The organism is Pseudomonas sp. FEN, from assembly GCF_904067045.1.
GTDB lineage: Bacteria > Pseudomonadota > Gammaproteobacteria > Pseudomonadales > Pseudomonadaceae > Aquipseudomonas.
Genome location: NZ_CAJFDC010000036.1, coordinates 1091325 through 1111772 on the forward strand (window position 1 = coordinate 1091325; position 20448 = coordinate 1111772).

General features: G+C 62.4%; 13 protein-coding genes. 2 read left to right on the forward strand and 11 right to left on the reverse strand.

Features of this window, described 5'->3' with window-relative positions; all coding sequences use genetic code 11:
* Positions 1–26 precede the first annotated feature (26 nt).
* The 9 genes from gltB to PFEN_RS28460 form a co-directional block, all read right to left on the reverse strand.
* The gene (gene gltB, locus PFEN_RS28420; RefSeq protein ID WP_191489898.1) at positions 27–4475 is read right to left on the reverse strand and encodes a glutamate synthase large subunit; all 4449 of its coding nucleotides are present in this window, start codon (positions 4473–4475) and stop codon (positions 27–29) included.
* Positions 4476–4825: 350 nt separating this feature from the next.
* Entirely contained in the window at positions 4826–6409 is a 1584-nt protein-coding gene (locus tag PFEN_RS28425; protein ID WP_191489899.1) for an AAA family ATPase, read from the reverse strand.
* Between the two features lie 10 nt (positions 6410–6419).
* Positions 6420–7520: a 3-dehydroquinate synthase gene (gene aroB / locus PFEN_RS28430; protein ID WP_191489900.1), complete on the reverse strand. Its 1101-nt coding sequence runs from the start codon at positions 7518–7520 to the stop codon at positions 6420–6422.
* Between the two features lie 149 nt (positions 7521–7669).
* A complete protein-coding gene (aroK, locus tag PFEN_RS28435) occupies positions 7670–8188 on the reverse strand; it encodes a shikimate kinase AroK (protein ID WP_191489901.1) in 519 nt (172 codons plus the stop codon).
* Between the two features lie 4 nt (positions 8189–8192).
* The gene (gene pilQ / locus PFEN_RS28440) at positions 8193–10259 is read right to left on the reverse strand and encodes a type IV pilus secretin PilQ (protein WP_191489902.1); all 2067 of its coding nucleotides are present in this window, start codon (positions 10257–10259) and stop codon (positions 8193–8195) included.
* An 11-nt stretch (positions 10260–10270) separates the two neighbouring features.
* On the reverse strand, positions 10271–10798 hold the full coding sequence (locus tag PFEN_RS28445; RefSeq protein WP_191489903.1) for a pilus assembly protein PilP: 528 nt from the start codon (positions 10796–10798) through the stop codon (positions 10271–10273).
* A complete protein-coding gene (gene pilO / locus PFEN_RS28450) occupies positions 10795–11424 on the reverse strand; it encodes a type 4a pilus biogenesis protein PilO (protein WP_191489904.1) in 630 nt (209 codons plus the stop codon). The genes PFEN_RS28445 and pilO overlap by 4 nt, the downstream gene beginning before the upstream one ends.
* Positions 11421–11987 carry a PilN domain-containing protein gene (locus PFEN_RS28455; protein ID WP_191489905.1) on the reverse strand — a complete coding sequence of 189 codons (567 nt, stop codon included), beginning with the start codon at positions 11985–11987 and terminating at the stop codon, positions 11421–11423. Before PFEN_RS28455 ends, pilO begins: the two co-directional genes overlap by 4 nt.
* A 1-nt stretch (position 11988) precedes the next feature.
* Positions 11989–13053: a pilus assembly protein PilM gene (locus tag PFEN_RS28460; protein ID WP_191489906.1), complete on the reverse strand. Its 1065-nt coding sequence runs from the start codon at positions 13051–13053 to the stop codon at positions 11989–11991.
* A gap of 206 nt (positions 13054–13259) precedes the next feature.
* Here PFEN_RS28460 and PFEN_RS28465 point away from each other — a divergent pair, with 206 nt between their 5' ends.
* Positions 13260–15692: a penicillin-binding protein 1A gene (locus PFEN_RS28465; protein ID WP_412071494.1), complete on the forward strand. Its 2433-nt coding sequence runs from the start codon at positions 13260–13262 to the stop codon at positions 15690–15692.
* A 331-nt stretch (positions 15693–16023) separates the two neighbouring features.
* Here the strand turns inward: PFEN_RS28465 and PFEN_RS28470 are convergent, their stop codons facing one another.
* Together PFEN_RS28470 and rpmE are read right to left on the reverse strand one after the other, a co-directional pair.
* Positions 16024–17292 (reverse strand): malic enzyme-like NAD(P)-binding protein, encoded by a 1269-nt coding sequence (locus tag PFEN_RS28470; RefSeq protein WP_191489908.1) that lies wholly within the window; start codon positions 17290–17292, stop codon positions 16024–16026.
* Positions 17293–17579: 287 nt separating this feature from the next.
* Positions 17580–17801, reverse strand: a complete 222-nt coding sequence (rpmE, locus tag PFEN_RS28475) for a 50S ribosomal protein L31 (protein WP_100940403.1) — start codon at positions 17799–17801, stop codon at positions 17580–17582.
* 185 nt (positions 17802–17986) lie between these two features.
* Between rpmE and PFEN_RS28480 the strand changes: the two genes are divergently transcribed.
* On the forward strand, positions 17987–20206 hold the full coding sequence (locus tag PFEN_RS28480; protein ID WP_191489909.1) for a primosomal protein N': 2220 nt from the start codon (positions 17987–17989) through the stop codon (positions 20204–20206).
* The last annotated feature ends 242 nt before the right edge of the window (positions 20207–20448 follow it).

Consider the following 20448-nt stretch of genomic DNA (forward strand, 5'->3'; position numbering starts at 1 on the left):
AAACCTCATCAAACTCTTCAGGCGCATCACTGCGGGTTGGCACGGGTGCTGGAAAGCAACGACTTCAAGGTAGCCGCCTTGGGCTTGACCAGCCAGAAGCGCCGCAGATAGTCATCCAGGTTCTCGGCGAGGTTACGACCCCACTCGCTGTCGGTCTCCTCGACATACTCGTCCAGCACGTGTTGCAGGTGGCTGCGATAGGCTTCCATGGCTTCACCGCTGATCCGCTGGATCTCCACCAACTCGTGGTTCACCCTGTCGACAAAGGTATTGTCCTGGTCCAGCACATAGGCGAAACCGCCGGTCATGCCCGAACCGAAGTTGTACCCGGTCTTGCCCAGTACACAGACGAAACCACCGGTCATGTACTCGCAGCAGTGATCGCCGGTGCCTTCGACCACGGTGTGGGCCCCGGAGTTACGCACGGCGAAACGCTCGCCCGCGGTGCCGGCGGCGAACAACTTTCCGCCAGTGGCGCCGTACAGACAGGTGTTGCCGATAATGGCACTGTCCTGGGTCTTGTAGGCACTGCCCTTGGGCGGAACGATAACCAGCTTGCCGCCGGTCATGCCCTTGCCCACATAGTCGTTGGCATCGCCTTCCAGGTACATGTCCAGGCCACCGGCGTTCCAGACGCCGAAGCTCTGGCCAGCGGTACCCTTGAAGCGGAAGGTGATCGGCGCCTTCGCCATGCCCTGGTTGCCGTGCAGACGGGCGATTTCACCGGAGATCCGCGCACCGATGGAACGGTCGCAGTTGCAGATATCCAGGGCGAACTCGGCGCCGCTGAGATCCTTGATCGCCGGCAGGGCCATCTCGACCATCTTCTCGGCCAGCAGGCCCTTGTCGAATGGCGGGTTGCGCTCAACCTGGCAGAACTGCGGCTTGTCCGCCGGGATGTGATCGCTGCCCAACAGCGGCGTCAGGTCCAGGTGGTTCTGCTTGGCGGTTTCGCCTTTGAGGATTTCCAGCAGGTCGGTACGCCCGATCAGTTCCTCAAGGGTACGCACGCCCAGCTTGGCCAGCCACTCACGGGTTTCCTCGGCGACATAGGTGAAGAAATTCACCACCATGTCGACGGTGCCGATGTAGTGGTCCTTGCGCAGCTTCTCGTTCTGGGTCGCCACGCCGGTGGCGCAGTTGTTCAGGTGGCAGATGCGCAGGTACTTGCAGCCCAGGGCGATCATCGGCGCGGTGCCGAAACCGAAGCTCTCGGCGCCGAGGATGGCCGCCTTGATCACGTCGAGGCCGGTTTTCAGGCCGCCGTCGGTCTGCACCCGGACCTTGCCGCGCAGATCGTTGCCGCGCAGGGTCTGGTGGGTTTCGGCCAGGCCGAGCTCCCACGGTGCGCCGGCATACTTGATCGAGGTCAGCGGCGAGGCACCGGTACCGCCGTCATAGCCGGAAATGGTGATCAGGTCGGCATAGGCCTTCGCCACGCCAGCGGCGATGGTGCCGACACCGGCTTCCGCCACCAGCTTCACCGAGACCAGCGCCTGCGGGTTGACCTGTTTCAGGTCGAAGATCAGCTGCGACAAGTCCTCGATGGAGTAGATGTCGTGATGCGGCGGTGGCGAGATCAGGGTCACGCCCGGGACTGCATAGCGCAGCTTGGCGATCAGGCCGTTGACCTTGCCGCCAGGCAGCTGGCCACCTTCGCCGGGCTTGGCGCCCTGGGCGACCTTGATCTGCAGCACTTCGGCGTTGACCAGGTATTCCGGGGTCACGCCGAAACGGCCGGTCGCCACCTGCTTGATCTTCGAACTTTTGTTGGTGCCATAACGCGCCGGATCTTCACCGCCTTCGCCGGAGTTGGAACGCGCGCCCAGGCGGTTCATGGCTTCGGCCAGGGCTTCGTGGGCTTCCGGCGACAAGGCGCCAAGGGAGATACCCGCCGAGTCGAAACGCTTGAGGATCGATTCCAGCGGTTCGATGTCGCTGATCGCCAGCGGTGTGTCCAGGGTTTTCACCTGGAACAGGTCGCGGATCATCGACACCGGACGCTTGTCCACCAGCGCGGTGTATTCCTTGAACTTGGCGTAGTCGCCCTGCTGCACGGCGGCTTGCAGGGTGCTGACCACATCCGGGTTGTAGGCGTGGTATTCGCCGCCATAGACGAACTTCAGCAGGCCGCCTTGCTGGATCGGCTTGCGCACGCTCCAGGCTTCGCCGGCCAGCAGCTTCTGTTCGGCTTCGAGGTCGACGAAACGCGCGCCCTTGATCCGGCTCGGAACGCCGCGAAAGCTCAGGTTGACCACTTCCTCGGCCAGGCCGATGGCTTCGAACAACTGCGCGCCACGGTACGAGGCAATAGTGGAAATGCCCATTTTCGAGAGGATTTTCAGCAGGCCCTTGGTGATGCCCTTGCGGTAGTTCTTGAAGACTTCGTAGAGATCGCCCAGCACTTCGCCGGTACGGATCAGGTCGCCCAGGACTTCATAGGCGAGGAACGGATAGACCGCCGACGCACCGAAACCGATCAGCACGGCAAAGTGGTGCGGGTCGCGAGCGGTCGCGGTTTCCACCAGGATGTTGCTGTCGCAACGCAGGCCTTTCTCGGTCAGGCGGTGGTGCACCGCACCGGTCGCCAGGGACGCGTGCACCGGCAGTTTGCCCGGGGCGATATGGCGGTCGCTGAGGACGATCTGGGTCCGCCCGGCGCGCACGGCTTCTTCAGCCTGGTCGGCGATGTTGCGTACCGCCGCTTCCAGGCCAACGCTCTCGTCGTAGTTCAGGTCGATGACCTGACGGGCGAAACCCGGACGCTCGAGGTTCATCAGCGAGCGCCACTTGGCAGGGGAAATCACTGGCGAGCTGAGGATCACCCGCGAGGCGTGCTCCGGCGACTCTTCGAAGATGTTGCGCTCGGCACCGAGGCAGATCTCCAGCGACATGACGATGGCTTCGCGCAGCGGGTCGATCGGCGGGTTGGTCACCTGGGCGAACTGCTGGCGGAAATAGTCGTAGGGGGTACGCACACGCTGGGACAGGACCGCCATCGGCGTGTCGTCGCCCATGGAGCCGACCGCCTCATAGCCCTGCTCGCCCAATGGCCGCAGCACCTGGTCGCGTTCCTCGAACGTGACCTGGTACATCTTCATGTACTGCTTGAGCTGCTCGACGTTGTAGAACGCCGAACCGTGGTCGTTGTCTTCCATGGTCGCCTGGATGCGCAAGGCGTTCTTGCGCAGCCACTGCTTGTACGGGTGACGCGACTTCAGACGGTTGTCGATGGCATCGGTGTCGAGGATCTGGCCGGTTTCGGTGTCCACGGCAAAGATCTGCCCTGGGCCGACGCGGCCCTTGGCGATGACATCTTCCGGTTTGTAGTTCCACACGCCGATTTCCGACGCCAGGGTGATATAGCCGTTCTTGGTGGTCACCCACCGGGCCGGACGCAGACCGTTACGGTCGAGCAGGCAGACCGCGTGACGACCTTCGGTCATCACCACGCCCGCCGGGCCGTCCCACGGTTCCATGTGCATGGAGTTGTATTCGTAGAACGCGCGCAGGTCGGCGTCCATGGTGTCGACGTTCTGCCACGCCGGCGGAATCAGCATGCGCACGCCACGGAACAGGTCGATACCGCCGGTCACCATCAGTTCGAGCATGTTGTCCATGCTCGAGGAGTCGGACCCCACGCGGTTGACCAGCGGGCCCAACTCGTCGAGATCGGGGATCAGGTCGTTGGCGAACTTGGTGCGCCGGGCCTGGGCCCAATTGCGGTTGCCGGTGATGGTGTTGATCTCGCCGTTGTGCGCCAGGAAGCGGAACGGTTGCGCCAACGGCCATTTCGGCAGGGTGTTGGTGGAAAAGCGCTGGTGGAACACGCAGATCGCGGTTTTCAGGCTCGGGTCGCTGAGGTCCGGATAGAAGGCGGTCAGGTCCGCCGGCATCATCAGGCCTTTGTAGATGATGGTCTTGTGGGAAAAGCTGCAGATGTAGTGATCGGTGTCGGCGGCGTTGGCCACCGACGAGCGACGACGGGCACTGAACAGCTTGATGGCGAAGGCCTGGTCACTCAGGCCTTCGCCGCCGATGAACACCTGCTCGATCTGCGGCAGGCGCTCCAGGGCCAGGCGACCGAGGACGCTGGTATCGATCGGCACCTTGCGCCAGCCCACCAGTTGCAGGCCGGCCGCGAGGATTTCGCGATTCATGTGCGCGCGCGCGGCTTCGGCTTTGACCGGGTCCTGGTTGAAGAACACCATGCCCACCGCATATTGCTTGGGCAGATCGCTACCGAATGTCGCCTGGGCGACAGTACGCAGGAACAGGTCCGGCTTCTGGATCAGAAGACCGCAACCGTCACCGGTCTTGCCGTCGGCGTTGATCCCACCACGGTGGGTCATGCAGGTCAGGGCCTCAATGGCCGTCTGCAACAGGTGATGACTGGGCTCGCCTTGCATATGGGCAATCAGGCCGAAACCGCAGTTATCCTTGAATTCATCTGGTTGGTACAGACCTGCTTTCATAGACACTTTCTCACCAGGCTGCCTCTTAATCGAGGCAAATTTCTTTTCAATTCAACCACTTACCATCCACACCGAACGTACGCCGGCTTTGCAGGGGCAAAAGGGAGGTCATTGTACACACCGACACAGACGCCCACAAACTTAACGACGAACTGTCGAAAATTCATGTCGCATTTATGAAAGGTTTAAAGCGATATCTCGTGCTAGTCAAAACATTTTTGAGTTTTGACCGTGACGACTCAAAAACCACTGTGACGCAGACACCACAAGGCACGCGGCTTTGGAAGCAGCATGCCGTCGCGGAAATTTTGAGATGCCGGGAAGGCGGCCTGGATAAGGCCGCCGATTCTTCAGCGAGTTGTAGCCAGGTCCTGTTGGACGCTGGCGACAGTACGAGGCCAAGGTTTACCAGCCTGAACCTTCGCTGGCAAGGCTTTGATGGCGCTGACGGCCGCATCGCGACTGCCGAAACTGCCGTAGGTGATCACGTAAAGCGGCTTGCCGTTGAGCACTTTCTTGAAATAACGGTACTCGCCGCCCTGCTCCTTGACGAAATTCTGCGCGGTGGTCTCGGAACTGGTGCCGAGGATCTGGACCACGTAGTTGCCCGGCGCCTGAGCGCTATACCAGCTGTGGCCGGTCGCGGCGGCCTTGGCCACCACCGCCGGTTTCTCGACAGCTTTCTCCGGCGCCTTGGCGACCGGCTTGGGTACTGGAACCGGCGTCTGGGCCGGTTTGGCGGTGGCCACCTGGGCCGGCACCGGCTTGGTCACCGGAGTCGGGGTCGGCCCCGCTGGTACGCCGACGGGCGGCGCGGTGGTGGTGACGGTCGGCGGCTTGGCCGGACCACCGTCAACCGGCGGCGCGATGCCATCATCGCCTTCAATACCGCCGCCAGCCGCTTCCGCCAGCGGACCGCGCATGACCGGCTGCGACTGCCCGACCAACGGTAACGGCATCGGTTGTGAATTACCGGCGAATTCCACCGTCGGGTTACCCGAGGCGTTCGGCTTGGGCGTCTGCCCCAGGGGCAGTTGGGCCTGCTCGCTGGCGGTTGTACCCGCCGTGGACGGAGCCTTGTTGCGACCCGGGATCATCCAGGCCGCCGCGACGGCGACCACTACCACGGCGGACAACGCCAATACCTGCTTCTTAGGCATCTTGAACCCCATACTTGGACGCTTCACCGCGGAGCGGCTGGCGATCATGGCTTCGATCATGGCGTCACGGGCGACCTGGTTGATGTTGCCAGGCCAACCCTCGGCGCTTTCGTGAATCTCAGTGATCTGCTCAGCGGAAAAAAGTTCGATTCCCTGGCCCGCGCCATCAAGACGTTGTGCCAGGTATTCGCGTGTTTCTTCTTCGGTGTAGGGCTGCAATTCGATCACATGGAAGCGTTCTTCCTCCGCCCCGTGCTGCTCCAGCGCCGCGATCAGCGACGACTCACCGAACAGGAACACATGGGGGCGCCCCTCTGGCGCGCCGGCCGCCAGGGCCAGCAGGGCCTCGACAGCGGAGTCATCGAGTTGCTCGGCATCGTCCACCAGCAGGTAGACCTCCTGGCCGGTCAGCGCCAGTTGCACCACCTGCGCAAGGATCTCGCGAATATCGGCCTGGGCGACATTCAGCGCCTGGGCGATCTGGCGCAGGACGCCCGCGGCATCACCGGCACCGCGCGCCGAAACCACCACGCTTTGCACCGACTGCTTGTTGGTACTCGCCACCAGCGCCTGGCGCAGCAGCGTCTTGCCACTGCCCTGCGGGCCCGTGACCACCAGCAGCAACTGACTGTAGCGCGCCAGATGGTGCAATTGCCCGAGCACCGGCTTGCGCTGGGCGGGGAAGAATTTGAAGCCAGGCACCCGGGGAGCGAAAGGGTCGTGACTTAACTGGTAATGGCCGAGGAAAGCCTCGTCGGCATGCAAACTGGTCATCGGAATCCTATCAACCTTTAAGCTGAGCCAGAGCGCGGTAGTCCGCCCCCAGCGTGGCCTGTAGAACTTCTTTCGGATAATCGTCGGTCACCACGGCTTCGCCCATTCGGCGCAACAGCACCAGGCGCAGGCGACCGTCGATCACTTTCTTGTCAATTGCCATGTGTTCGAGAAAATCGGCGGCGGTCATTTCCTCCGGCGGAATGACCGGCAAGCCGGCACGCTGGAACAGACGGATGCCGCGATCGCGTTCCTCGGCGCTGATCCAGCCCAGTCGCGTGGACATCTCCAGCGCCATCACCGTCCCCGCCGCCACGGCTTCACCGTGCAGCCAGACACCATAGCCCATGTGAGTCTCGATGGCGTGGCCGAAAGTGTGCCCGAGGTTGAGCGTGGCGCGCACGCCGGACTCGCGCTCGTCGGCACCGACCACGGCGGCCTTGGCCGCGCAGGAACGCTCGATGGCGACGGTCAGGACGCCCTGGTCCAGGGCACGCAACTGGTCGACATGCTCTTCCAGCCAGGTCAGGAACGGCTCGTCGCAGATCAGGCCGTACTTGATCACTTCCGCCAGGCCCGCCGACAGCTCGCGCGGCGGCAGGGTGTTCAGGGTCGTGGTATCGATCAGCACCACATTGGGCTGATAGAAGGCCCCGACCATGTTCTTGCCCAGCGGGTGATTGATACCGGTCTTGCCGCCCACCGACGAATCGACCTGGGACAACAAGGTGGTCGGCACCTGGATGAAGTCCACGCCGCGCTGGTAGCAGGCCGCCGCGAAACCGGCCATGTCGCCGATCACCCCGCCGCCCAGGGCGATCACGGTGGTACGGCGGTCATGGCGCGCCGTCAGCAGGCCGTCGAAGATCAGTTGCAGGGTTTCCCAGGTCTTGAAGGCCTCGCCATCGGGCAACACCACCGAGATCACGGAATAGGCCGACAGACTGCGGGTCAGGCGCTCGAGGTAGAGCGGAGCGACAGTATCATTGGAGATAATGGCAACCTGCCGCCCGGCAATGTGCGGCGTCAGCAGTCCGGGCTGGTCCAGCAGCCCTTCGCCAATGTGAATCGGATAGCTGCGCTCGCCTAGATCGACCTTAAGTGTCTGCATGTGTCCCCACAGTGAAGATGGACGCGGGCGTCCAGTCTCAGGATTAACGATTGTCGGCGGCGCCTGGTATTGACGCGGCCCGATGGCTTTAAGCCATGACCGACACCGAGCATGGCGGTTGTCGAGGATAGCGCATTTCCTCCCACGCTTTAACGGGGAGGCAGCTGCTGCAAGCGTTCAAGGATGTCCAGCACCACCATGCGCGGCGGCCGCTCATCGGTTTCCACCACCAGATCAGCGATTTCCCGATAAAGCGGATCACGGATCGCCAACAGGTCGCGCAGGGTCTTGGCCGGGTCGGCGGTACGCAGCAACGGTCGATTGCGATCGCGCGCCGTGCGCCCTACCTGTTGCTCCACCGAAGCGTGCAGGTAGACCACCCGGCCACCGGCATGCAGGGCCTGGCGGTTTTCGTCGCGCATGACCGCGCCGCCGCCGGTGGCCAAGACCACACCGTCAGACGCGCACAGTTCGGCAATCATCGCCTGTTCACGGTCGCGAAAGCCCGGTTCGCCTTCCTTGTCGAAGATCCACGGAATATTCGCGCCACTACGCAATTCAATTTCCTTGTCGGAATCTTTGAATGGCAGGCGCAGCTCTTTGGCCAGCAAACGGCCTATGGTGCTCTTTCCAGCCCCCATAGGTCCTACAAGAATTAAATTTCGCACAGAATCAACGACTCACAGCAATCGCCTGGTTATTCATGATACGCGGAGTCAGGAATACCAGCAGCTCGGTTTTTGATTCCGAGACGATATCTCGACGAAAGAGGCGGCCAACATACGGCACATCACCGAGAAATGGCACCTTCTCTTCGGTTTTGCTCTGAGTATTGGAAAATACGCCGCCGATCACCACGGTTTCGCCGTCGTTGACCAGGACCTTGGCGTTGACCTGGTTTTTCTTGATCGGTGGAACGTTGTTCAGCACGTTCTGGTAGTCCGGCTCATCCTTGGTCACCTTCACTTCCATGATGATCCGGTTGTCCGGGGTGATCTGCGGGGTCACTTCCAGGGACAGCGAGGCTTCCTTGAAAGACACCGAGGTCGCGCCACTGGAGCTGGACTCCTGGTACGGGATCTCGGTGCCCTTTAGGATCTTGGCGGTTTCCTTGTCGGAAGTGACCACCTTGGGCTGGGAAACCACTTCGCCGTTGCCGGTTTTTTCCATGGCACTGAGCTCCAGGTCCAGGGTCGTGTTGTTGGTCACGAAGCCGATGCCGATGCCGGACGTGGCGGAGGTTGCCCCCAGGTCGACGAAGGGCTTGCTGGTGCTCTGGCCAGTCGAACTGGAGAGGGTCTTCGATCCCCCTGAAGTACTCCAGTTGCCGCCCTTGAGACTGCCGCCCCAACGGGCGCCGAGCTGTTTGTCATAACCCACGGTGGCTTCGACGATACGTGCCTCGATCATCACCTGGCGTACCGGAATGTCCAGCTGGGCGACGATACGCCGCAACTCGTCGAGGCGGTCCTGGGTCTGGTAGGCGATGATGTTGTTGGTGCGATCATCCACGGTGATCGAGCCTCGCTCGTCGGCCTTGGACTCGGCACTGGTCACCGACTGGAACAATTTGGCGATATCCGCCGCTTTCGCGTAGTTGACCTGCAACAGCTCGCGGCGCAACGGCGCCAGTTCAGCGATCTGTTTCTGCGACTCCAACTCCTGGCGCTCACGGGCGGCAATCTCGTCCGCCGGGGCCACCAGCAACACGTTGCCGATCTTGCGCTTGTCCAGCCCCTTGGTTTTCAACACCAGGTCCAGCGCCTGGTCCCAGGGCACATTCTGCAAGCGCAAGGTGATGCCGCCCTGCACCGTGTCACTGGCCACCAGGTTGAGATTGGTGAAGTCGGCGATCAGTTGCAGCACCGAACGCACGTCGATGTCCTGGAAGTTCAGCGAAAGCTTTTCGCCGGTATAGACGAAACGTTCAGCGTTGCGCCGCTGCAGGTCATCGACGGTGAGCGCTCGCACGCTGATGGTCAGCTTGTTGTCGGTCTGGTAGGTCGAGTAATCGAAGGCGCCGCTGGGCTCGATGGAAATGCTTGCCTTGTCGGCGACGGCGCTGGCGTTGACGAACTGCACCGGCGTGGCGAAATCCTTCACGTCCAGGCGAACCCGCAGCGGGTCGGGCAACTGGGTCTTGGCGAAGTCCACGTTGATCTTGCCACCATGCTCCTGGATATCCGGGCTGATGGACGGGTCGGACAGCTCGATGACCACATTGCCTTCACCCTGCTCACCACGCTGGAAGTCGACATTTCGGATCACCCTGCCCACCGCCGCATAGGGCTTGGCCGCCGTCCGCGCGGGCAGCGCCACCGCCGCCCGGGCCGGGGTTGGGGCCGGGGCTCGCGGCGCCCCAGCCTGTCCAACCACCACGAACAGGTTGCTCCCCTCGATACGCGTGCTGTACGGCACCAGCTTGGTCAGGTTGATGATCAGTCGCGTGCGATCCTTGGCCTCGACCACGGTCACGCTACGCGCATTGCCCACGCCCAGGTCCCGGGTCTTGTTGGTCAACTGGCTGGAGACACCGCTCAGGTCCAGGGCGATACGCGCCGGCTGGTCGGTGGTATAGCCGTGGGGCGCGGCGGGTGGACTGTCGAAGCCGAGCTTCAGCTCCACCCGATCCCCGGGTAAAGCCGCCACATCCAGGGTCTTCAGGTTGGCCGCCAACACCATCGGCGACAGCAGCGCTATCCATAGCGAAATGCCGAGGGATGAAATGATCCTGTTCATATCGAATTCCACTATGAGTGCTCTTTCAAAGGGATGGTGCGCGGTCGTTCCAGCCAGGTGCCTTCGCCGTCCGGAACGATCTCGATCACCTCGACCTGGGAGTCGGTAATGGCGACGATACGGCCATCGTTGCGCCCCAGGTAGTCGCCCACTTTCAATCGATGGACGCCACCGGCGCCGCGCAGCAAGGCAAAGGTGCCGCTGGCATTGGATAGCGTGCCGACCATCTCGAATTGCTCGATGTTGAAGCCCTCGAGGAACTGCTTGGTCCGATTCGGATCAGGCTTGACCTCGTGGGAGCTTTTCTGACGATTGACCAGGTCGACCTTCATCGGCGGCTGGAACGGACTGCGCAACCCGGCGGCACCGTAGGTAAACATCTCGAAGGCGCGAAACTTCGGCGTCGGTTCGATATTGCCCGCCGGACGCGCCCGCACCTCCTTCATGTAGGCATCCAGGTCACTGAAGTCATTGCCGTTGCCACAACCGGCCAGCAGCAGCGCCGACAGGGCCAGACAAATCGCTTGCCAGCGGCTCATTTGCGTAGCCCCTTGTCGTTGTAGCGATAGGTCTTGGCCAGGATGCTCATGCGCAGCTTGTTGCCGCCGGCTGGCGACGAAGCGATCGGCTTGATCTCGAAATCATGCAGGGTCACGATCCGTGGCAGGGCGGCCACGCCGCTGACGAAGGTGGCCAGGTCGTGATAGGCGCCGGTAACGGTAATCTGGATCGGCAGCTCGATATAGAACTGCTGCGTGACTTCGGGCAAGAGTTTGATCTCCTCGAACTCCAGCCCGCTGCCCAGTCCGGTGCGCGTGATGTCTTCCAGCAGCCCCGGCACCTCGGTGTCGCTTGGCAACTGTTTGAGCAGGGTACCGAACGTTTCTTCCATATCCTGCATCTGCCGGGTATAGGCCTCGAGGTTGGCGGCCAGGTGCGCCTTGGTGGCGAACTGTTCCTTGAGGGTCACTTCCGTCGCGCGCTGCCGGTCCAGTTGATCGGTCAGGTCCTTGATGTAGAAGTTGTAGCCAAGGGCCAGCACCAGGATCGCCGTCAGTATGCCGCTCGCCGCCTTGACCGCTACCGGCCAGGAGCCGATGTTCTGCATATCGAGGTCGGCAAGGTCGATCTTGCGCAGGCTGTCCATCCAGGCGGAAACGTTCATTTGCTCGCCTCCCCGGTTTTTGGCTGGGTCTGGCGCACGCTCAGTTGGAAGGTGTTGGCCTGGTCCACCGTACCGGCGGTGGTCGCCTTGACCTCGGTCAGCGTCGGTCCGGTGAGCCAATCGGAGGCATCGAGATTACGCATCAGGTCCGAAACCCGGTTGTTGGACTCGGCCGCGCCGGTGATCGCGATGGTCTTGTCAGTCATCTTCACTGCGGTGAAATACACGCCGTCCGGCAGGGTCCGGACCAGTTGATCGAAGATCCGCCCACTGATGGAACGGTTGCCCTGCAGGTCCTGGATGATCTTCATGCGCTCGATCAGTTGCTGGCGACGCGCCTTGAGTTCGCCAATCTGCTTGATCCGGCTGTCGAGCTGGGCGATTTCCTTGCTCATGTAGGCATTGCGGGCGACCTGCCGGTCGACGGCGCCACTGAAGTACTGGTCCGTCAGCAGGACCACGCCAACCGCCGCCACCAGCACCGCGACCAGGGCTGTCAGGAAACGTTTGCGCCGCTCTTCGCGCAGTTGTTCGCGCCAGGGCAGAAGGTTGATGCGCGCCATATCAGTCGAAACTCCTCAAGGCCAGACCGCAGGCGATCATCAGGGCCGGCGCATCACTGGCCAGGGCCCCGGCGTTGACCTTGCTGCTCAAGGCCATGTCGGCGAAGGGGTTGGCCACCAGGGTCGGCGTACCGAGCCGCTGCTGGATCAGGTGATCGAGCCCGGCAATCGACGCCGTGCCGCCCGCGAGCAGGATGTAGTCGACATCGTTGTACTGCCCGGAGGCGAAGAAGAACTGCAAGGAACGGGACACCTGCTGGACCACGGCATCCTTGAACGGTTGCAGCACCTCGGTGATGTAGTCGTCGGGCAGTCCGCCCTGCTTCTTCGCCAGGCCCGCCTCTTCATTGGAAAGGCCGTAGCGGCGCTGGATTTCCTCGGTAAGCTGGCGACCGCCGAACAATTGTTCACGGGTGTAGATGATCCGGCCGTTATGCAGGACGCTGAGGGTGGTCATGGTGGCACCGATGTCCACCACCGCCACCGTCAGTTTCTCGTGGTCGCTGGCCAGTTGCGCGGCCAGCAGGCCGAACGAGCGTTCCAGGGCGTAGGCCTCGACATCGACCACCTGGGCCTCGAGTCCGGCGAGCGCCAGGGCGGCCTCGCGAACCTCGACGTTTTCTTTCCGACAGGCGGCAAGCAGCACTTCGACACGCTCGGGGTTTCGCGCCGAATAGCCCTGGACCTCGAAGTCGATGGCCACTTCTTCCAGCGGATAGGGAATGTACTGGTCGGCCTCGATCTTCAGCTGGTTTTCCATTTCGTCATCGGAAAGCCCGGCGTCCATCTCGATAGTCTTGGTGATCACCGCGGAACCGGCCACCGCCACCGCCACCCCGCGCGTACTGGTCTTGGCCTTGAGCAGCACCCGCGCGAGGGCCTGCCCGACGCCTTCGAGCTCGGCGATGTTCTTTTCCACCACGGCATTGGCCGGCAACGGCTCCACGGCGTAGGACTCGACTCGATAGCGATGACCGGAACGGCTCAATTCGAGGAGTTTTACCGAGGTGGAACTGATGTCTATCCCCAGGAGCGAATGCGCTTTCTTGCCAAAGAGTCCAAGCACTACCGATTCCCTTTTACTATCCGCGACTTACGGACCCTTTATAATCAGGGGCATTTAATAGCAGTCTTGACATAAGCGCAAATGACGCTAGCGCGCAAAAATGCTTATAATGCCCAGCGTTTTTTTCCGAATCGCGGAACCCGCGCCTGCTGCGAATTTAGCCTGACGCCTAACTCATTCTTTTATCTGGAAATCCACAAGCCTTGATTCGTCTGCTGAAGTTTTTCGGGTGGTCTTTCGTCGCTGTGTTCTGCGGGCTGCTGCTCGTCCTGAGCGGCGCATTTCTTTATCTTAGTCCGGGCCTGCCGTCCGTCGAGACTTTGCGCAGCATACAATTGCAAATTCCGCTCAGGGTCTACACCAGCGATGGCAAGCTGATCGCCGAATTCGGCGAAATGCGCCGTTCGCCCCTGCGCTTCGCCGACATTCCACAGAACTTCATCAACGCCCTGCTGAGCGCCGAGGACGACAACTTCGCCAACCACTATGGCGTCGACCCCAGCAGCCTGATGCGCGCGGCGACCCAACTGGTCAAGAGCGGACATATCCAGTCCGGCGGCAGTACCATCACCATGCAGGTGGCGAAGAACTTCTTCCTGTCCAGCGAGCGTAGCTTCTCGCGCAAGACCAACGAAATCCTTCTCGCCCTGCAAATCGAGCGCCAACTGACCAAGGACGAGATCCTCGAGCTGTACGTCAACAAGATCTACCTGGGCAACCGCGCCTATGGTATCGAAGCAGCGTCACAGGTTTATTACGGCAAGTCGATCCGTGATATTACCCTGGCCCAGATGGCCATGATCGCCGGCCTGCCAAAGGCCCCGTCGCGCTTCAACCCGCTGGCCAACCCGGTACGCGCCAAAGAGCGTCGCGACTGGATCCTGGGCCGCATGTACAAATTGGGCAAGATCGACGAAGCCGCCTACCAGGCCGCCATCGTCGAACCGATCAACGCCAGCTACCACGTACCGACGCCGGAAGTGAACGCGCCGTACATCGCCGAAATGGCCCGCGCGGAAATGGTCGGGCGCTATGGCAGCGATGCCTACACCGAAGGTTTCCGGGTCACCACCACCGTGCCGAGCAACCTTCAGGAACTGGCCAACCATGCGGTCGAAGAGGGCCTGATCACCTACGACCAGCGCCACGGCTATCGCGGACCGGAGTCGCGCCTGCCGGGCAAGACCCGCGATGTCTGGATCGCGGAATTGGGCAAGCAGCGCACCATCAGCGGCCTGGACCCGGCCATCGTCACCCAGGTGGACAAGACCAGCCTGCACGTGCTGACCCGCAACGGCCCGGAAATCGTCGCCTGGGACAGCATGAAATGGGCGCGTCCATACCTCAACACCAACAGCATCGGCGCCGCGCCCAAGCAACCGGCCGACGTCGCCCAGGTCGGCGACCTGATCCGCGTGCAGCGCCAGGCCGACAACAGCCTGAAGTTCAGCCAGGTGCCGGTAGCCCAGAGCGCGCTGGTCTCGCTCGACCCACAAAACGGCGCGATCCGCGCCCTGGTCGGTGGTTTCGCCTTCGAGCAGAGCAACTACAACCGCGCCACGCAAGCCAAGCGCCAACCGGGATCGAGCTTCAAGCCGTTCATCTACAGCGCCGCCCTGGATAATGGCTACACTCCGGCCAGCCTGGTGAACGACGCGCCGATCGTGTTCGTCGACGAGTACCTGGATAAAGTCTGGCGGCCGAAAAACGACACCAATACCTTCCTCGGTCCGATCCGCATGCGCGAGGCGCTGTACAAGTCGCGCAACCTGGTTTCGATCCGCCTGCTGCAAAGCCTGGGCGTCGACAAGACCATCGACTACATCGCCAAGTTCGGCTTCAACAAGCAGGATCTGCCGCGCAACCTGTCCCTGGCCCTGGGCACCGCGACCCTGACGCCGATGGAGATTGCCACTGGCTGGAGCACCTTCGCCAACGGTGGCTACAAGATCACACCGTACCTGATCGACAAGATCGAAAGCCGCAATGGCGACACCCTGTTCGTCGCCAACCCACCGAGCGTGCCGACCGGCGCGGTGGCCAGCAGCGGCATCGCGGCACCGAGCCAGCCCACCTTCACCGTCAACAGCACCGGCGAAGCCCCCGCGCCCGCCGCCCAGGCACCGGCGGTGGCCGAGCGGATCATCGACGGACGGACCACCTACATCCTCAACAGCATGCTTGAGGACGTGATCAAGCTCGGCACCGGGCGTCGCGCCCTGGCGCTGGGCCGTGGCGACCTGGCGGGCAAGACCGGCACCACCAACGAGTCCAAGGACGCCTGGTTCACCGGCTACAACGCCGACTACATCACCACTGTCTGGACCGGCTTCGACCAACCTGAAAGCCTCGGACGTCGCGAATTCGGCGGCACCGTGGCGCTGCCGATCTGGATGGACTACATGGGCGCGGCACTCAAGGGCAAGCCGCTACATACCCAAGCGGAGCCGGAAGGCATCCTCAGTCTGCGGGTGGATCCGGTCAGCGGTCGCGCGGCAACACCGGGCACGCCGAACGCCTACTTCGAACTGTTCAAGAGCGAAGATACGCCGCCGTCGGTCAATGAGATCGGCAATGGCGGCAGCGCTCCGGGCAGCCCGCTGCCGGCGGACGAAGCGGCGCCGATCGATCTGTTCTGATTGGAGATGCAACAGCAAGTCCTGACAATGGGCTTGCTGCGGCAAACGAACCCGCCCTAATGTCGGGCGCGCTCTTGTGGCGAGCGGGCTTGTCGGAACGCCGTACCGCCGCGCTCGACTGCGAAGCAGTCGTAAAACCGGCCAACGCGTTTTATCTGACGTTGCGCGATCACAGGTTTTGGGGGTGCTTCGCCCCCCAGCGCGGGCAAGCCCGCTCGCCACATATTCCGTCCAGCCACACGCTCCGTGTGGCCACAAAAGCTCGACAGCCACACAACAAAAAGCCCCGACTCATGCGAGCCGGGGCTTTTCTGTCTGACGCTACAACGACTTAGCCGTTGAACACGTCATCCACGCTTTTCAGCGGGTAGTTCTTCGGATACGGCAGGGTCGCCACGCCAGTCTCGATGGCAGCCTTGGCCACGGCATCGGAGATCACGGTGATCAGACGGGCATCCATTGGTTTCGGAATGATGTACTCACGCCCGAATTCCAACTTGATACCACCGTAGGCGTCGCACACTTCCTGAGGCACCGGCAGCTTGGCCAGTTCGCGCAAGGCGTTGGCCGCGGCCACTTTCATCTCTTCGTTGATGCGTTTGGCGCGAACGTCCAGGGCGCCACGGAAGATGAACGGGAAGCCGAGGACGTTGTTGACCTGGTTCGGGTAGTCCGAACGACCGGTAGCCATGATCACGTCGTTGCGAGTGGCGTGAGCCAGCTCCGGAGCGATTTCCGGATCGGGGTTCGAGCAGGCGAACACGATCGGGTTGGCCGCCATGGACTTCAGGCCTGCAGCGTCCAGCAGGTTCGGGCCGGACAGGCCGACGAACACGTCAGCGCCCTGCAGGGCGTCAGCCAGGGTGCGCTTCTCGGTCGCGTGAGCAAACACCGCCTTGTACTGGTTCAGGTCGTCACGACCAGCGTGGATCACGCCAGTGCGGTCAACCATGAAGATGTTTTCAATATTCGCGCCCATGCTCACCAACAGCTTCATGCAGGAGATCGCGGCGGCGCCGGCTCCCAGGCAGACGATCTTGGCTTGCGGCAGGGTCTTGCCGGCGATTTCCAGGGCGTTGATCATGCCGGCCGCGGTCACGATCGCGGTACCGTGCTGGTCATCGTGGAACACCGGGATATCGCACTGCTCGATCAGAGCACGTTCGATCTCAAAGCACTCAGGCGCCTTGATGTCTTCCAGATTGATGCCACCGAAGGTGATGGAGATACGCTTGACGGTGTCGATGAAGGCTTGCGGGCTTTCCGAGTCGACTTCGATGTCGAACACGTCGATACCGGCGAAGCGCTTGAACAGCACGCCCTTGCCTTCCATGACCGGCTTGGACGCCAATGGGCCGAGGTTGCCCAGGCCGAGAATCGCGGTGCCATCGGAAATGACTGCAACCAGGTTGCCCTTGCCAGTGTACTTGTAGGCCAGCTCAGGATCGCGGGCGATTTCACGCACTGGTTCGGCTACGCCGGGGCTATAGGCCAGCGACAGGTCGCGAGCGGTAGCGGTGGCTTTGGTGAGCTCGACGCTCAGCTTCCCCGGACGAGGATTGGCATGATATTCGAGAGCGGCAGTTTTCAAATCTGACATGTGGGCATTCCGCTTTTTACTGTGGGACAGACGGACCGCCGAGGATACTCGTGTCGCCAAGTCCTCACAAGACTGACCAGTCACCGGTGTCAAGCACCTGTCCCTACGACTTTGGCCCAAGAGCCAGGAAACGCAAGGCGCGAACTGCGCACAATAAAATAGAAAAATGTCCACAATTAATCATGCCGGAGCGTCAAGCCAAATCGCGCGCACAAAAAAGGCGTCCACGCGGAACGCCTTTTTTATCGACCGGGAAAAACCAGCGGTTTCTCCCGGAGCGATCAGCCTCAGGCCTTTTTGACAGCGCCGAACATGCCGAAACGGTCGGCGAACTTCTGAACGCGGCCGCCGGTGTCCAGGGTCTTCTGCTTACCGGTGTAGAACGGGTGGCATTCGTTGCACACGTCGATTGGCAGCGCTTTGCCATGGGTCGAACGGGTCACGAACTTGTTACCGCAGCTGCAGGTAACGTCGATGTCTACGTATGCTGGATGAATATCGGCTTTCATGGGGACTTCCTCAGGCTGGCGTGCCGCCGCTCAACACGATTGTTGAACACCGCACGTAATTTAGCCGGCGATCATACCAGACCTTTTCCATGACGCAAGCGGCTGGAATGCCCTCCGTCGGGAAGACACTGCCCGGGCGGTCTGCTAGGCTCGCGCCCTCATGAAGCCCGACCCGAGAAAACCGCGTGCCCGACGCCATTCTGCGCCTTGCCCTGCCCTCACCACTGCGGCGCCTGTTCGATTATCAGGCACCGGAGGGGGTACCGCGTGGCGCCTTGCAGCCCGGCATGCGCCTGCGGGTGCCGTTCGGTCGTCGGGAGATGATCGGCATCCTGGTGGAGGTCGCCGACCACAGTGAGGTCCCGGCGGACAAGCTCCGCCGCGCCACGGCCCTGCTCGACGCCACGACGCCGCTGCCAGCGGCGCTGTTCAAGCTGTGCCTGTGGACCGCGCAGTATTATCAGCACAGCCTCGGCGACACCCTGAACTGGGCACTGCCGGTGCTGCTGCGCCAGGGCGAGCCGGCCGAGGTGCGCCAGGAACGCTTCTGGTCGATCGTCCCCGGCGCCCGCCTCGACGATCCGCGCATCGCCCGCGCTCCACGCCAGCGCGAGGCCCTGGCGACCCTGGCCCAGCACCCCCACGGCGTGGCCCATCAATTGCTGAGCAAGCTGATGCTGAGCAAGGACAGCCTTGACCTGTTGCTGGCCAAGGACCTGGTACAGGTCGAAGTTCGCCGCCACGCCCCCGGCGAACGTCATGAACACTGGCTGGCGCAACCGGAACTGCCGCTCAACAGCGAACAACGCGCCGCCTGCGAAGCCATCCGCGCCGGGCTCGACAGCTTTCACGCGTTCCTGCTGGCCGGTGTCACTGGCAGCGGCAAGACTGAAGTCTATCTGCAACTGATCCGCGAGACCCTGGAAGCCGGCAAGCAGGCGCTGGTGTTGATCCCCGAAATCAACCTGGGCCCGCAAACCCTGGCGCGCTTCGAGCAGCGCTTCAATGCCCGCATCGCCCTGCTGCACTCGGCGGTGAACGACCGCGAGCGCCTGGATGCCTGGCTCGCCGCCCGCGACGGCGAAGCCGATATCATCATCGGCACCCGCTCGGCGCTGTTCACACCGATGAAGAACCCCGGGCTGATCATCATCGACGAAGAGCACGATGGCTCCTATAAACAGCAGGAAGGCTTGCGTTATCACGCCCGCGACCTGGCACTGGTACGCGCGCGCCAGGAAAATATCCCGATTGTGCTGGGCTCGGCCACGCCGTCCCTGGAAAGCCTGCACAACGCCTACACCGGGCGCTACGGCCTGTTGCGCCTGAACGAGCGCGCCGGCGGCGCCAAACAACCACGGTTCCTGCGCCTGGACGTCAAGAGTCGCCCATTGGATAGCGGCATTAGCGGCCCGATGCAGCAGGCCATTGGCCAGACCCTCGCCGCCGGCCAGCAGGTGCTGGTGTTTCTCAACCGGCGCGGCTTTGCGCCGACGCTGCTGTGCCACGATTGTGGCTGGATGTCCGAATGCTCGCGCTGCGATGCGCGCATGACCGTGCACCAGCGCTCTGGCGAATTGCGCTGCCACCACTGCGGCTATGTCGAACGGGTGCCGCGCAATTGTCCGCAGTGCGGCAAGGTCGACCTGCGCCCGGTAGGGGCCGGGACCGAGCGCGCCGAAGAACGCCTGGGCATCCTGTTTCCCGATTACCCGGTACTGCGGGTCGACCGCGACAGTACTTCGCGCAAGGACGCGATGAACCAATTGTTCGCCACCATTCAGAAAGGTCAGCCGTGCATCCTGGTCGGCACGCAGATGCTTGCTAAAGGCCATCACTTCCCCCGGGTGACCCTGGTGTCTATCCTCGACGCCGACGGCGGCCTGTTCTCCGGCGACTTCCGCGCCAGCGAGCGCATGGCCCAACTGATCGTCCAGGTAGCGGGCCGGGCCGGGCGGGCGGAAGAGCCGGGCAAGGTGATCATCCAGACGCACCTGGCGGACCATCCGCTGCTGGTGCAACTGACCGAGCAGGGCTATTTCGCCTTTGCCGAGCAAGCCTTGAGCGAGCGCCGGGCGGCGGGGTTGCCGCCGTTCGCGCACTTGGCCCTGCTGCGGGCCGAAGCCCATAAACCGGGACAGGCCGAGGGCTTCCTCGATGAAGCCTGCGGCGCGGCCGAGGGCTTGCTGGCCGAGATGAATCTGGGCGGCATCGAGCTGCTGGGGCCGGTACCGGCGCCCATGGAGCGCCGGGCCGGACGCTACCGGGCGCAGTTGTTGTTGCAGGCCAATGGCCGGGCTTCGCTGCACCGGTTGTTGAGCAGTTGGTTGCTGGTCCTGGAACAGATGCCCAGTGGGCGGCAGGTGCGCTGGTCGTTGGATGTCGATCCGGTGGATTTGTATTGACCGCACTGGCCTCTTCGCGGGCAAGCTCCGCTCCCACAGGTCCGAGTTGTATGCAAATACTGTAAACGACTCGGGACTTGTGGCATCCGTCCCATAATGTCCGAGCCATGCCGCAACCTTGCGTACAACCGAGAACCTGTGGGAGCGGAGCTTGCTCGCGAAGAGGCCCGCCCAGCCACCACAAGTCCATAACCGGTTGGCAAGCTCGCCCCGGCAACGGATAATGCCCAGTTTTTCCACCT

Bases quoted from the DNA above. Each gene is read 5' to 3' on its own strand.
- PFEN_RS28470 (WP_191489908.1), bottom strand. From the start codon at position 17,292: ATGTCAGATTTGAAAACTGCCGCTCTCGAATATCATGCCAATCCTCGT.
- pilO (WP_191489904.1), bottom strand. From the start codon at position 11,424: ATGAACGTTTCCGCCTGGATGGACAGCCTGCGCAAGATCGACCTTGCC.
- rpmE (WP_100940403.1), bottom strand. From the start codon at position 17,801: ATGAAAGCCGATATTCATCCAGCATACGTAGACATCGACGTTACCTGC.
- PFEN_RS28445 (WP_191489903.1), bottom strand. From the start codon at position 10,798: ATGAGCCGCTGGCAAGCGATTTGTCTGGCCCTGTCGGCGCTGCTGCTG.
- pilQ (WP_191489902.1), bottom strand. From the start codon at position 10,259: ATGAACAGGATCATTTCATCCCTCGGCATTTCGCTATGGATAGCGCTG.
- aroB (WP_191489900.1), bottom strand. From the start codon at position 7,520: ATGCAGACACTTAAGGTCGATCTAGGCGAGCGCAGCTATCCGATTCAC.
- PFEN_RS28455 (WP_191489905.1), bottom strand. From the start codon at position 11,987: ATGGCGCGCATCAACCTTCTGCCCTGGCGCGAACAACTGCGCGAAGAG.
- gltB (WP_191489898.1), bottom strand. From the start codon at position 4,475: ATGAAAGCAGGTCTGTACCAACCAGATGAATTCAAGGATAACTGCGGT.
- PFEN_RS28425 (WP_191489899.1), bottom strand. From the start codon at position 6,409: ATGACCAGTTTGCATGCCGACGAGGCTTTCCTCGGCCATTACCAGTTA.